Origin of the sequence: Weissella confusa (genome assembly GCA_041871065.1) — a bacterium.
GTDB classification, from domain to species: domain Bacteria; phylum Bacillota; class Bacilli; order Lactobacillales; family Lactobacillaceae; genus Weissella; species Weissella confusa_A.
Genome location: CP168942.1, coordinates 914,783 through 928,704 on the forward strand (window position 1 = coordinate 914,783; position 13,922 = coordinate 928,704).

Consider the following 13,922-nt stretch of genomic DNA (forward strand, 5'->3'; position numbering starts at 1 on the left):
CCACAGGTTAGGCAATCTTGGCAAACTAACAGGAGAACATCATGGACGTGAAATTATTACCCGACGAGCGGGTCGACATGCTTTATAACGATGAGGTACATATTATTCAGAGTAAGGAAGTCTTTTCCTTCTCGCTAGATGCCGTCTTGTTGGCGAACTTTGCCCAACCGCGTAAAAACGGCCGTGGCTTGAACGTTGACTTGGGCGCTGGTAACGGTGCAGTGTCATTGTTTATGGCGCACAAGGTGGCAGGCCAAATCGTTGGCGTTGAAATCCAAGAGCGTTTGGCTGATATGGCGACACGTTCAGTTCAAATGAATGATTTGACGGACAAAATTACAATTATCAATAAAGATATGCGTGATATCTTCGAAGATATTCGTCCAGGTTCGGCAGACATGGTCGTTTCAAATCCACCATACTTTACAGTCGACAATGAAAATACGGTGATGCACGAAGATGAGCACTATGCGATTGCACGTCATGAAATTAAGGCTGATTTGGACTTGGTAACTTACACTGCCAAGAAGTTGTTGAAGAATAAAGCACACTTTTTCATGGTTCACCGCCCAGATCGTTTATTTGAGATCCTTGAGTCTTTGCAAAAGAATCATTTGGCGCCTAAGCGTATTCAATTTGTGTATCCAAAAGCTGGTGAGCCGGCTAATGTCTTGTTGATTGATGCGATTAAAGACGGCGCCTTGACGGGGGCAACGATTTTGCCACCAATCGTGACGCACAATGACGACGATACGTACACGAAGGCTGTTTGGGACATCTACGAAGGCAAGAGTAATGACTAAACCGTACTATATGTATGTGTTGTTGACTGCTGACAACACATTTTATGGTGGCTTTACGGATGATGTTGGGAAACGTTTCGCGACACACGAGGCAGGTAAAGGGGCAAAGTACACGCGCCCGGCTAGTCGGCATCCATTGAAGCTGCTGTATGCAGAAGCCTTTGATAATAAGTCGGACGCATTGAAAGCTGAAGCAGCTTTCAAGAAGTTAAAGCGCGTTGATAAAGTTGCGTTTTTGAAGGAACATGGTGTGACGGATTTTGAACCGGCAAAGCGGGATTAGTAGTTGACTACTTACCCAAAATCATGTATCATTTGTTCTTGGTCTTAGACCATAAAAAATTACTCACTAGTTCTCAATAGTTCTACGGTGTGCCCGCAAAGGGTCGCGGAATTACATGCGAGGCTAGGTGGAAAAACATTTGGAGGCAGATACTCATGGCAGTTATCTCAATGAAGCAATTGCTTGAAGCTGGTGTTCACTTCGGACACCAAACTCGTCGTTGGAACCCAAAGATGTCAGAATACATCTTTACGGAGCGTAACGGAATCTACATCATCGACTTGCAAAAGACGGTGAAGTTGGTTGACCAAGCTTACAACTACGTTCGCGACGCAGCTGCTAACGGTGCTACGGTTTTGTTCGTTGGTACTAAGAAGCAAGCTCAAGATGCAATTGCTGAAGAAGCAACTCGTGCAAACATGTACTTCGTAAACCACCGTTGGTTGGGTGGAACGTTGACTAACTGGTCAACGATCCAAAAGCGTGTTGCACGCTTGAAGGAATTGCGCGCAATGGCAGAAGATGGAACTTTCGACCGTTTGCCAAAGAAGGAAGTTGCTTTGTTGAACAAGCAACGCGAGAAGTTGGAGAAGTTCTTGGGTGGTATCGCAGATATGCCTAAGATTCCTGACTTGTTGTTCATCGTTGATCCTCACAAGGAACAATTGGCTGTGCAAGAAGCACACAAGTTGAACATTCCTATCGTGGCTATGGTTGACACGAACGCCGACCCTGACCAAATCGATGTGAAGATTCCATCAAACGACGACGCTATCCGTGCCGTTCGCTTGATCACTGCTAAGATGGCTGACGCTATCATCGAGGGTAACCAAGGTGAAGACGCAGTTTCTGCAGATGACTTCGCAGCTGAAGGTGCTGACAAGGCAGCTTCAATCGAAGAATTGACTGAAATCGTTGAAGGTAACAACTAATTCGATTTTAATCGGTTAAAAAGAGCACTTACTCTCGGGTAAGTGCTCTTTTTTTATGTCGTTGCATGTCTGAACTTTTGGAATATTCATTTTTTAAAAATACGATAATTAGTACAAAAGGTGTGCATTACTCTCAATGTGGTAAACTTACTATTGTCATAAAAACTGCTGAGATTTTTAGTTGTTTTGAAAAAGGATATGGGAGATTTATTGATGGGTAAGCGCAATATTGTTGCCGGTCTAATGACAGCAACCCTAATGTTGTCGTTAGTGGCAGCTCCAGCCAATGTTGCTTTGGTGCATGCAGATTCTATTTCTGATGCTTATGCTAACGGTACTGATACTGGTGCAAGTAAGCAAGCGGCGACTGTTGGAAAAGTTACTACAGTTACAAAGGATACAATTCGTGGTGTAGATTTAACATCTTATCAAGCTGAGTCAAAGGCTGGTGTTCAGTACTTCGATTTCGATGGTAAGCGTGTTGATGGCGCAGGATTGATGAAATTATTGTCTGACAGCGGTGTTAATTATATTAATTTGAAGGTTGCGGTAGACCCTTCAGATGATAAGGGACACACTTATGGTGCAGGAAATCCAACGTTAACGAACGCGATTGCGACGGCTAAGTTGGCAAAGGCAGCCGGCTTGAAGGTAAATATTGATTTCTTGTACTCAGATGCAATGACATCAAATAATAACCAAAAGTTGCCTAAGGGTTGGCCAACGGACGCTGATGGTTTGACGGCAAAGGTGAAGAACTATACTGCTGATTCACTAGCGCAATTGGCAAGTGCCGGTGTAACGCCCGATATGGTTACGGTTGGAAATGAGATGGGCCAAAATTTCTTGTCTCAAACTGATTGGGCTACCATTACGCAATTGTTGAGTGCTGCGACAGCGACGATTCGTGAAAAGGCACCAAAGGCAAATATTGCTTTGTCTTTCGCAAAGCCTTCAGGTTCTTGGTGGTCAACGATTGCTTGGAATTTGCAACAAGGCAAGGTTGATTACGATACCATGGCTGCAGTTATCTACCCAGCATGGGATAAGTTGAGTGACGTCAAGGACGCTAAGGATGAAATTGTTAACAACTATCACAAGAAGTTCTCAATTGCCTCAGTAACGTATCCATTTACTGATCAAGATTCGGATGGACAAAACAATGGGACGACTGCTAGCGATATCCTAAGTTCAGGCGTTGGTACAGTGAGTCCGCAAGGGCAAGCGACGTACTTGCAACAGTTGTTTAGCACTGTTGCGACGGCGGACAACAATTCAGGCGCTGGTGTTTTCTATGGTGACGCTGTCTGGATTGCAACGAAACCTGGAAACAGTAATCCAGCTTGGCAAATTAACCGTGATAATGCGGACAAGTTTGGTACAGGTTGGGCAACGCAATATGCTGATGGTTATGTTGATGGTGCTGCTCAGTATTGGGGAGCTGGTTCACAAGACAACCAAGCGCTTTTCGATGACATGGGTAAGCCACTCCAATCATTGACGACGTTTAAGCAAATTGCTGATGAATCAAACACTAGTGATACGCCGACGGAAGATACAACGAGCAATGTAAAGTCTGATCCTTTCCAAACGGGTGAGGACACTGGCTTGAAGCAACAACAAGTTACAATCAACAAGGTGCCAAACATGACATCTGATACGATTCGTGGTGTGGATGTTTCTTCATACGAGGCTTTGAAAGAAGCTGGCGTAAAGTATTACGACTATGATGGCAATGAAGCTCCTTTGATGAAGATTTTGGCCGAATCAGGTGTGAACTACATCCGTTTGCGTATTTGGAATAATCCATACAATGACAAGGGGCAAACATATGGTGGTGGTGCTTCTGATGTGGCACATGAGTTGAAAATCGCTAAGGAAGCTAAGCAATACGGTATGAAGGTGTTGCTTGATTTCCACTACTCAGACTTCTGGGCGGATCCGGCACAACAAATTTTGCCAAAGGCTTGGAAGAACCATTCTCAAGCGCAATTGGAACAAGATGTTTACAACTACACATCTGACACGGTGAAGAAGTTCACAGATGCTGGTGTGAATGTTGGTATGGTTCAAATTGGTAACGAAATTACCAATGGTATGATGGGAATTACGACTAACCGCGACAAGGGTGAGTCTTACTCTGGTGTCTGGGACGACGCGAACAAGAGTAAGAACCTAACCGCTCTTTTGAACGCAGGGTCAAAGGCCGTTCGCAAGACTGCGCCAAATGCATTGATTACAGTGCACATCGAAACGCCTGAAATGAATAAGTATGATGATATTATGAGTGTCCTAAAAGCTAATAATGTTGATTACGATGTTTTAGGATCTTCATACTATCCATACTGGTCGGTCTCAGCAAAAGCAAATACGCCAGAGACGTTGACGGCTGTTCAAAAAATGGCTGGCGAGAAGTACGGTAAGTTGTTTGCTGTTATGGAGACGGCATGGGTAAACTCATTGCAAGATGCTGATGGTACGCCTAACTCAATCGGTGATGAGCAATCAGATTGGCAAAACACAAAGGCATACGGCGTTGGCCCACAAGGTCAAGTCGATGAATTGTCTGACTTGTACAAGACGATGATGAGCCAACCGAACGGACTTGGTGCATTCTACTGGGAACCAGCTTGGGTTCCGGTTAAGGCGGGGTGGAATAACTGGCAAGCCAACAAGGATGCTGCTGAAAAGTACGGTACTGGTTGGGCATCATCGGGTGCGCTTGGTTACTTCCCTGATGAGAAGATGTACTACAACGGTAAGCCTGCATGGGGCGGAACGTCATGGGATAACAACACGTTGTTCGATGACCGTGGTTATGCATTGCAATCTTTGAAGTTCTACAAGGATGCTGCAAGCGAACAAAAAGTCCAAACGACACGTGTTAATTTTGTTCATGGCGAATCTGGCGAAGTGCTAGCTACCCATTATGGTTCAACGGTTCTTGATCAAACGGTCACGGTTCCATCAGGTGATGTTGAAGGTTATCTTTCAGGTCAATATACCGGCAAGGCTGATACTGAAGGCTTGAAGACAGTGACGGTTAAGTTGACTGAAGCGCAACCAACGGGAAATGCGAAGACGGGCTACTTGCAAGCTAACGATGGTAAGTGGTACTGGTTTGAAAACGGTAAGAAGTTTACGGGCTTCCGTTACTACATGGGTGCTTACTACTGGTTTAACAAGGGTGTTCGCCAAAACAACAAGTGGGAAACTGCTTGGGGCATGAAGTACTATGTCGGTGCGGATGGTCGTGCGGTGCAAGGTGTACATGCAATCGATGGTAAGGCGTATGACTTTGGCACGAATGGCACGTTTAACTTGAAGGGGAACGCTTCAGGTTACTTGCAAGACACAGATGGCCACTGGTACTGGTTCGATAATGGATCGAAGTACACAGGCTTCCGTTACTACATGGGTGCTTACTACTGGTTCGAAAAGGGTGTTCGCCAAAACAACAAGTGGGAAACTGCTTGGGGTATGAAGTACTATGTCGGTGCTGACGGTCGCGCAACACAAGGTGTGCATGCAATCGATGGTAAGGCATATGACTTTGGCACGAATGGTACATTTAACTTGAAGGGAAACGCTTCAGGTTACTTGCAAGACACAGATGGCCACTGGTACTGGTTCGATAATGGATCAAAGTTTACAGGCTTCCGTTACTACATGGGTGCTTATTACTGGTTCGAAAAGGGTGTTCGCCAAAACAACAAGTGGGAAACTGCTTGGGGCATGAAGTATTACGTTGGTGCTGACGGTCGTGCGGTTCAAGGACGTCAAGTTATTGATGGCAAGACGTACAACTTTGGTGACAACGGAACATTCTACTTGCGTTAATGAATATGTTTTTTAAGGTGGTAACCTGTGTCAGGGTTACTGCCTTTTTTGTGTGGTTAAAATTCAAAAATCCGTTCATGAAAAGTCTTATAAACATCATTGTTACATTGCTGTAACGTATGTTATGATTATGACAACAAATAAGATTAAACGGGGGATAAATCGATGAAAGGCGTAAAGGCAATTGGAATTGTCGCACTAGTATTCCTGCTAGGGTTTGGTGGTGCGATGGCGTGGAATGTGGCTGATGGTCGCGATACAACAACGCAGGAAGCTAAGCAGGCGAAGTCTAACTCAAAGGTTGTAAAGTCATCATCAAGTCGTGAGTCTTCAAGCAGCTCATCTGTTTCATCAAGTAGTTCATCATCTGTCAGTTCTTCAGTTGCGTCATCGGCACCGGTTGTCAGTGAAGCAACATCACAAACTGAAGTGGCACCAGTTGCGCAACCAGCAGCCACGTCTGTCACAGCTGAGTCTGTAACGCCAGCGCCAGTTAGTGATTCTGAACGTGCAGTTGATGCGGTTGCTGCTTATGCACGTGATCACGGTTCACTACGTCATGGTGTAACGTTCTACATTACATCAAACACTGGTTCGGTTTATCAAATTGAATCTCGTGAAGATAATCCGGCTGACCCACAAGTGACGAGTACGGCGGGGATGTACCACTACGATGCAACGACTAACCAAGTCACACAATTGGACGACGTGACGGGTGAATTTAAGTAGTATTTTGTGTTATTTTCTGAAAAATGTGTAACATTTTGTCATATTACGTTGGATAAAGTAACGAAAATCGCTAAAAAGAAACTTTTAATCATGAATCAAATGTGAAGTTGTGAATTAGTTAAAATAGGCCGAAACCCTAGTTGTCAAGGTTTCGGCCTATTTTAGTTTGTGAATATTGTGTGAATTACAACTTGTTTTATAGCTGTTATATGAGTGTTACGTGCGCTCGATAAGCTTATATCTGTTGTTCAGGCGACAACGAAATACGATTTAAGAAAAACAAGAGAAGAGACGCTTTACACGAGCGACAATCAAAGGGAGTTAATCATGCAAAACGCTAATTCACACAAGAAGATGTACAAGTCAGGTAAGAACTGGGTCACAGCGACGGTTGTTGCAGCCGCAGTTGCAATCGTACCAATGGTTATGACGACGGCTGTTTCAGCCGACGAGTCAGCACAACCAACGTCATCATGGCGCGCGAAGACGGTTGATGATGTTAAGGTGGCCGTACAATCTGCCGGTGAGACTTACATTGTGCAAGAGGGTGACACTTTGTCAACGATTGCATCAGCAACGGATTTGACGACTGAAGAAATTGCTGCCGCAAACGATATCTCAGATGCGAACTTCATCGTAGTTGATCAAGAAATCAAGTTGACGTCAGGCGCAGTTGTAGCGTCAGAAGCTACGGTTGCACCAGTAGCCGCTGAAGAAGTTGCAGAATCAGTTGCACCTGTTGCTGAAGTAGCACCTGCTGAAGAGTCAGTTGTTGCACAAGCACCAGTGGCCTCAGAAGCTGTTTCAGAAGCACCGGTATCACAAGCACCAAGCTACAACACGGATACGACTGCAGTTGCCGGTAACTCATACTACGCTGGTCAATGCACGTGGTACGTAAAGAACACGTTGCCATGGGTTGGTAACTTCTGGGGAAACGCTAACCAATGGGCAGCCAGCGCAGCCGCTGCAGGCCGTTTGGTAGACTCAAACCCAACTGTTGGATCAGTTGCTGTCTTCATGCCAGGCGTAGCCGGTGCCTCATCATACGGACACGTTGCCGTTGTGACGGGTGTTAACGGTGGTATGGTGACGATTTCAGAAATGAACGCACAAGGTGAATACGTTGTGTCATCACGCACGATTTCACCAGCTGGTGTCTTGTTCATCCACTAATATTAAGAACTAATGGAGTTATGTCTGCTTGCAGATGTAGCTCTTTTTTCGTATTGTAAGTAGAAGATGTGATTGGGCATCTTTAATTTTGAAAGTTCTATGTCGGTATACTAGATATAACCTAAGAAATCATGTATACTTTTATAGATAAAGATTTAGCATTTACAAGGAGACCATAACAATGGCTATTACTGCTTCACAAGTTAAGGAATTGCGTGAAAAGACTGGTGTCGGAATGATGGACGCCAAGAAGGCGTTGGTTGAGACTGACGGTGACATGGACAAGGCAATCGACGTATTGCGCGAAAAGGGAATGGCTAAGGCTGCTAAGAAGGCTGACGCCGTTGCTGCCGAAGGTATGACTTTCGTTGCCGTTAAGGACAACGCTGCTGCAATCATCGAATTGAACTCACAAACTGACTTCGTTGCTGGTAACGCTGAGTTTAACGACTTGTTGCACGCTGTTGCAAACGCAATCGTTGAATTCAAGCCAGCTGATGTAGAAGCTGCATTGGCTTTGCAAGTTTCTGAAGACGCTACGTTGAACGAAATGATCATCCGCACGACGCAAGTTACTGGTGAGAAGATCACTTTGCGTCGCTTCCAAATCGTTGAAAAGGTTGAAGGACAAGAGTTCGGAACTTACTCACACATGGGTGGACGTATCTCATCTGTAGTATTGTTGGACGGTGCTGATGCAGAGACTGCTAAGGACGTTGCTATGCACGTTGCAGCCATTGCACCACAATACGTATCACGCGAAGAAGTTCCTGCTGATGTCTTGGCACACGAGAAGGAAGTTCAAATGAACTCAGAAGACTTGCAAGGAAAGCCTGACAACATCAAGGAAAAGATGGTTGAAGGTCGTTTGAACAAGTTCTTGGCTGACATCTCATTGGTTGACCAACCATTCGTTAAGGGTGACGGTAAGGAAACTGTTGCTAAGTTTGTTGAGTCAAAGGGTGGCAAGGTTGTTTCATTCGTTCGCTACGAAGTTGGTGAAGGTATGGAAAAGGCTAACGTTGACTTTGCTGCTGAAGTTGCCGCACAAATCGGTTAATCCGGAACTGAGGCTACTAAAAAAATGGCAGACGTAAAGTACAAGCGCGTACTTTTGAAGTTGTCAGGTGAGGCTTTGGCTGGTGAACGCGGCTATGGAATCGATCCTGAAACTGTCAACAGTATTGCGGCAGAAATTAAGGACGTATACGACCTTGGCGTTGAAATTGCTATCGTTGTCGGCGGTGGTAACTTGTGGCGTGGAGAAGCTGGCGCTAAGCTAGGCATGGAACGTGCCCAAGCTGATTACGTTGGTATGTTGGGAACGACGATGAACGCCTTGGCATTGCAAGATGCTTTGGAGTCACACAACGTTCCTACACGTGTACAAACTGCTATCGAGATGCGACAAGTGGCTGAACCTTACGTACGTCGTAAGGCTGTTCGTCACTTGGAAAAGGGACGCGTTGTGATTTTTGGTGCCGGAACTGGTTCACCATACTTCTCAACTGATACAACGGCTGCTTTGCGTGCCGCTGAAATCAACGCCGAAGCTATCTTGATGGCTAAGAACGGTGTTGACGGTGTGTACAGCGATGACCCACGTAAGAATCCTGATGCAACGATGTATGAGACTTTGACTCACAAGGACATCATTGAGAAGGAACTTAAGGTCATGGACTCAACGGCCTCAACGTTGTCTATGGATAACGACATCAATTTGGTAATCTTTAACATGAACACGGCTGGTAACATCAAGCGTGTTGTATTAGGCGAGAATATCGGAACGACCGTGGAGGTAAAGTAACATGGCAAACCCAATTCTTGATTCAGCAAATGAGCGTATGGGTAAGGCTGCTGACGTTTTGCGTCGTGAGCTAGGTAACATCCGTGCGGGTGTTGCAAACCCATCAATCTTGCGTAACGTTACGGCTGAGTACTATGGTGCAGAAACACCATTGAACCAATTGGCATCAATTACGGTGCCTGAAGCCCGCGTTTTGTTGATTACACCATTTGACAAGTCAATCTTGAAGGACATTGAGCAAGCTATCTTTGCTTCTGACCTAGGATTGACGCCTGCCAACGACGGATCTGTAATCCGTTTGGTAATTCCTGCCTTGACTGAGGAGACTCGTAAGTCATTGGCTAAGGAAGTTAAGGGTGAGTCTGAAAAGGCTAAGGTTGCGGTTCGTAACGTTCGTCGTGACGCCATGGACGATGCCAAGAAGGCATTGAAGAACGGTGACATGTCAGAAGACGAAGCTCGTAAGCTTGAAGATGACATCCAAAAGGCAACTGACGCTGCGGTGAAGAACATCGACAGCATCGCTGCTGAAAAGGAAAAGGAATTGTTGACTATCTAATTCTAGGTATTTAACAATTCAACAAAAGACTAGGTCTGAATGGACCTAGTCTTTTTGTGTATACAGGGGATTTTGGCCTATACCACAATATGTAAGGATTCCTGACAAGGTTCGTTCCGATTATCAAAATGGCGCCTATACTAATCGTAAAGTTAAGGAACGATTAGAAAGACGGAGGGTGATAACATGAGCGGATCGGATATAGCATGGGTATTAATGAGTTCAGCGTTAGTTTGGTTAATGGTGCCAGGCCTTGCGTTGTTTTACGGTGGATTTTCGGACGTTAGATCAACGGTTAACACACTGGCTATGGTTTTGATTGCCATCGCCATTGGGGGTGTGTTGTGGTTCACGGTTGGCTATTCATTGACGTTTAGCGGTAACGGGCCAATTATTGGAGATCTAAAACATGCCTTTTTGAACGGTGTCTCGATGACACAAAGTACGCGTGGCCTATCAATTCCTGATGGTGCGTTTGCCTTGTTCCAGGGGATGTTTCCAATGATTACGATGGCAATCATTGCTGGTGCGGTTGTGGGACGTATGAACTTCAAAGCGTTTGTATTGTTCTTGATTGGCTGGATGATGTTGGTATATGTACCATTGGCTCACATGGTTTGGGGTGGTGGCTTGCTAGCTCAAATGGGTGCCATTGATTTTGCTGGAGGAGATGTGGTTCACATTTCATCGGGTGTTTCAGGATTGGTTTTGGCATTGTTGATTGGTAAGCGTCAGCACGTTACGCAATTAACTGCGCATAACATGCTTTCAATCGTTATTGGTGGTGGCCTGTTGTGGTTCGGTTGGTTTGGATTCAACTCGGGTTCAGCATTGGCAGCCGATGGCGTGGCAATCTTGGCCTTCTTGAACACAAGTATTGCGGCCGCAACGGCGATGCTAACATGGGTGATGTTCGATTTGTTGGTGTTTAAGCAGGTTAAGGTTTCTGGCGCCGTATCCGGTGGTATTGCAGGACTGGTGGCGATAACGCCAGGTGCTGGGTTCATCGAACCGGTCGGTGCGGCGATCACAGGTGGTATCGTCGCGTTGATTGTGTACGTCGCAACCACGGTCATTAAGTACCGAATGGGATATGATGACACACTGGATGCCTTTGGCTTGCACGGTGTTGGCGGTGTCGCTGGTGGTTTGTTTACTGGTATTTTTGCAACTAAGGCATTATCAGGACAAGCCGGTTTGTTGGCTGGTGGCTGGCATTTGTTCGGCATTCAGGTAGCAGCAATTGTGCTGACAATCATCTTGTCGGTTGTCATGACTTGGGTAATTGCGAAAGCAGTTGCCGTGATAACGCCATTGCGTGTGAATGAGAAGGCCGAGGCAACTGGACTTGATTTGTGGCAACACGGTGAAACAATTGTGACGCAAATCCAAACAACACGCTAATGACTGTTGACATTGTTCGATATTAGGAGTAAATTAATATTACAGATTTGTAAAGGTTTCCTTTACAATGTCAAAGAACAAAAGGGGGTAACAGTATGTTTGGAATGAATGTATTGAATAAGAAAATTGATCGCGCCGTCCGTGAGTATCAGAAGATGGATCCGGACTATCGCCCCGTAAAGAAGTCTAAGAAGCGTTAAGTCGCTAAATTTGAAACGCCGAATCACGCAAGTGACTCGGCGTTTTTCTGTGCATGTCGGTAATGGTATGAATTCTAAAACGTTTTACGATTCGCTAAATTTTGTATAGTTACACCTATACCAATTTATACCAATTAATTCACAAATGTCCGATTTCCAGTTGATTATGCTTTTGTTTGTGCAATAATAGTCTTTGTATTAAAACGCAATGAAAACTCTAAGTGGTATACCACTTGGTTTATGAAAGTGCATTAGGGGGAAATATATATGTTTTGCGGAATTGTTGGATTTACTGGTTTGAACTACCAATCAGCACCAATCTTGTTGAAGGGGTTGGAAAAGCTTGAATACCGTGGTTACGATTCAGCTGGTATCTTCGTGGCTGACCAAGCTTTGGGAACCGACCAATTGGTTAAGGAAAAGGGTCGTGTTGCGCAGCTTGAAGCATTGGTTGATACGAAGAACGTGACGGGTACAAGTGGTATCGCACACACTCGTTGGGCAACTCACGGTGTGCCATCAATTAACAACGCACACCCACACCTATCTGCAGACGGCCGTTTCTACTTGGTGCACAACGGGGTTATCGAAAACTACCTTGAGTTGAAGCAAGAGTACTTGTCAGATGTGACGTTCCACTCAGATACTGATACTGAAGTGGCCGTGCAACTGATTGGTAAGTTTGTTGATGAAGGCATGACAACATTCGATGCTTTGAAGAAGTTGATTAGCTTGTTGGATGTTAACTCAGCTTACGGATTCTTGTTGATGGACCGCAACGAGCCAGATCGTATGTATGTTGCAAAGCAAAAGTCACCTTTGCTAATTGGGGTTGGTGAAGACTTTAACGTTGTAACGTCTGACGCGGTTGCGATGTTGGACCAAACGCACGACTTTATCGAATTGCACGATGGTGAAATTGCCATCATCGATCCTGATAACGTTCGTTTGTTCGGTGCAGATGGTGTTGAAACGTCACGTGAGCCATTCCACTTGGACATTGACGCATCAGAGACGGATAAGGGAACTTACCCATTCTATATGTTGAAGGAAATTGACGAGCAACCGATCGTTATCCGCCACTTGATTGAAAAGTACTTGGATAGCGAAGGTGGTGTACACGTCGGTCAAGCCATCTTGGATGACATCAAGGCTGCTGATCGTTTGTACATCGTTGCTGCTGGTACGTCATACCACGCTGGTTTGGTCGGAAAGCGTTTGTTCGAACAATGGGCAGGTATTCCAACGGAAGTGCACTTGTCATCTGAATTTGCTTATGAGCAACCATTGTTGTCAGAGAAGCCATTCTTTATCTTCTTGACGCAATCAGGTGAAACGGCTGACTCACGTGAAGTTTTGCAAAACGTTAACGAACAAGGCTTTAAGTCATTGACGTTGACGAACGTTGAAAAGTCAACGTTGTGGCGTGAAGCAACGTACGCTTTGCCATTGTTGGCAGGACCTGAAATTGCCGTTGCTTCAACGAAGGCTTACGTTGCCCAAGTTGGTTTGCAAGCTATCTTGGCATACGCAGTCGCTGACCGCGATGCGCTTGGCTTCAACTTGGAGCAAGACTTGTCAAAGATTGCTGTTGGTATCCAAGGAATCGTCGACGATAAGGAAACGTTGCAACGCGTTGCCAACGAGATGTTGGTTGAGTCACGTAACGCATTCTTCATCGGTCGTGGGGTTGATTCAACGGTTTCATTGGAAGCTGCTTTGAAGTTGAAGGAAATCTCATACGTACAAGCTGAAGGATTCGCCGCTGGTGAGTTGAAGCACGGTACTTTGGCTTTGATCGAAGAAGGTACGCCAGTGATTGCGTTGATTACGCAATCAAAGACGGCGGGCTTGGTTCGTGGAAACTTGGCTGAAACACAAGCACGTGGTTCACGCGCTTACACAATTGTGACTGAAGAATTGGCTAAGGAAGGTGATGACTTCATCTTGCCAAACGTCAACGAATTGTTGTCACCATTGCTATCAGTTGTGCCCACACAATTGTTGGCCTACTACACATCATTGGGCCGTGGCCTAGACGTGGATCGTCCACGTAACTTGGCTAAGTCAGTGACTGTGCAATAAGGAAAAACAAAAAACACCGTTGTAATCGAGTCTGTGAGCTCGATTACAACGGTGTTTTATTTGGCATTAATGTCTTGTTAAGTTGTTGTTGTGCGTATGTTTGT

Annotated in this window: 11 protein-coding genes; all 11 read left to right on the forward strand. The window is 45.3% G+C overall.

From position 1 onward, the window contains the following. The first annotated feature begins 41 nt into the window (after positions 1-41). Positions 42-803 carry a tRNA1(Val) (adenine(37)-N6)-methyltransferase gene (locus tag ACAW68_04050; protein ID XGA16739.1) on the forward strand — a complete coding sequence of 254 codons (762 nt, stop codon included), beginning with the start codon at positions 42-44 and terminating at the stop codon, positions 801-803. Next, the gene (locus tag ACAW68_04055; protein XGA16740.1) at positions 796-1,086 is read left to right on the forward strand and encodes a GIY-YIG nuclease family protein; all 291 of its coding nucleotides are present in this window, start codon (positions 796-798) and stop codon (positions 1,084-1,086) included. The genes ACAW68_04050 and ACAW68_04055 overlap by 8 nt, the downstream gene beginning before the upstream one ends. Positions 1,087-1,241: 155 nt before the next feature. Then, positions 1,242-2,018, forward strand: a complete 777-nt coding sequence (rpsB, locus tag ACAW68_04060; GenBank protein ID XGA16741.1) for a 30S ribosomal protein S2 — start codon at positions 1,242-1,244, stop codon at positions 2,016-2,018. A gap of 213 nt (positions 2,019-2,231) precedes the next feature. After that, positions 2,232-5,858: a glycosyl hydrolase 53 family protein gene (locus ACAW68_04065; GenBank protein XGA16742.1), complete on the forward strand. Its 3,627-nt coding sequence runs from the start codon at positions 2,232-2,234 to the stop codon at positions 5,856-5,858. Positions 5,859-6,023: 165 nt separating this feature from the next. After that, positions 6,024-6,587 carry a hypothetical protein gene (locus ACAW68_04070; GenBank protein XGA16743.1) on the forward strand — a complete coding sequence of 188 codons (564 nt, stop codon included), beginning with the start codon at positions 6,024-6,026 and terminating at the stop codon, positions 6,585-6,587. Positions 6,588-6,914: 327 nt separating this feature from the next. Beyond that, a complete protein-coding gene (locus ACAW68_04075) occupies positions 6,915-7,763 on the forward strand; it encodes a CHAP domain-containing protein (protein XGA16744.1) in 849 nt (282 codons plus the stop codon). Between the two features lie 181 nt (positions 7,764-7,944). Continuing rightward, positions 7,945-8,823 (forward strand): translation elongation factor Ts, encoded by an 879-nt coding sequence (gene tsf, locus ACAW68_04080; GenBank protein XGA16745.1) that lies wholly within the window; start codon positions 7,945-7,947, stop codon positions 8,821-8,823. 24 nt (positions 8,824-8,847) lie between these two features. Continuing rightward, a complete protein-coding gene (gene pyrH / locus ACAW68_04085; protein XGA16746.1) occupies positions 8,848-9,570 on the forward strand; it encodes a UMP kinase in 723 nt (240 codons plus the stop codon). A gap of 1 nt (position 9,571) precedes the next feature. After that, positions 9,572-10,129, forward strand: a complete 558-nt coding sequence (frr, locus tag ACAW68_04090; protein ID XGA16747.1) for a ribosome recycling factor — start codon at positions 9,572-9,574, stop codon at positions 10,127-10,129. Between the two features lie 186 nt (positions 10,130-10,315). Next, entirely contained in the window at positions 10,316-11,533 is a 1,218-nt protein-coding gene (locus ACAW68_04095; GenBank protein ID XGA16748.1) for an ammonium transporter, read from the forward strand. Between the two features lie 467 nt (positions 11,534-12,000). Continuing rightward, on the forward strand, positions 12,001-13,818 hold the full coding sequence (glmS, locus tag ACAW68_04100) for a glutamine--fructose-6-phosphate transaminase (isomerizing) (GenBank protein XGA16749.1): 1,818 nt from the start codon (positions 12,001-12,003) through the stop codon (positions 13,816-13,818). Positions 13,819-13,922: the final 104 nt, after the last annotated feature.

Bases quoted from the DNA above. Each gene is read 5' to 3' on its own strand.
- glmS (XGA16749.1), top strand. From the start codon at position 12,001: ATGTTTTGCGGAATTGTTGGATTTACTGGTTTGAACTACCAATCAGCA.
- tsf (XGA16745.1), top strand. From the start codon at position 7,945: ATGGCTATTACTGCTTCACAAGTTAAGGAATTGCGTGAAAAGACTGGT.
- ACAW68_04095 (XGA16748.1), top strand. From the start codon at position 10,316: ATGAGCGGATCGGATATAGCATGGGTATTAATGAGTTCAGCGTTAGTT.
- rpsB (XGA16741.1), top strand. From the start codon at position 1,242: ATGGCAGTTATCTCAATGAAGCAATTGCTTGAAGCTGGTGTTCACTTC.
- frr (XGA16747.1), top strand. From the start codon at position 9,572: ATGGCAAACCCAATTCTTGATTCAGCAAATGAGCGTATGGGTAAGGCT.
- ACAW68_04070 (XGA16743.1), top strand. From the start codon at position 6,024: ATGAAAGGCGTAAAGGCAATTGGAATTGTCGCACTAGTATTCCTGCTA.
- pyrH (XGA16746.1), top strand. From the start codon at position 8,848: ATGGCAGACGTAAAGTACAAGCGCGTACTTTTGAAGTTGTCAGGTGAG.
- ACAW68_04050 (XGA16739.1), top strand. From the start codon at position 42: ATGGACGTGAAATTATTACCCGACGAGCGGGTCGACATGCTTTATAAC.
- ACAW68_04065 (XGA16742.1), top strand. From the start codon at position 2,232: ATGGGTAAGCGCAATATTGTTGCCGGTCTAATGACAGCAACCCTAATG.
- ACAW68_04055 (XGA16740.1), top strand. From the start codon at position 796: ATGACTAAACCGTACTATATGTATGTGTTGTTGACTGCTGACAACACA.
- ACAW68_04075 (XGA16744.1), top strand. From the start codon at position 6,915: ATGCAAAACGCTAATTCACACAAGAAGATGTACAAGTCAGGTAAGAAC.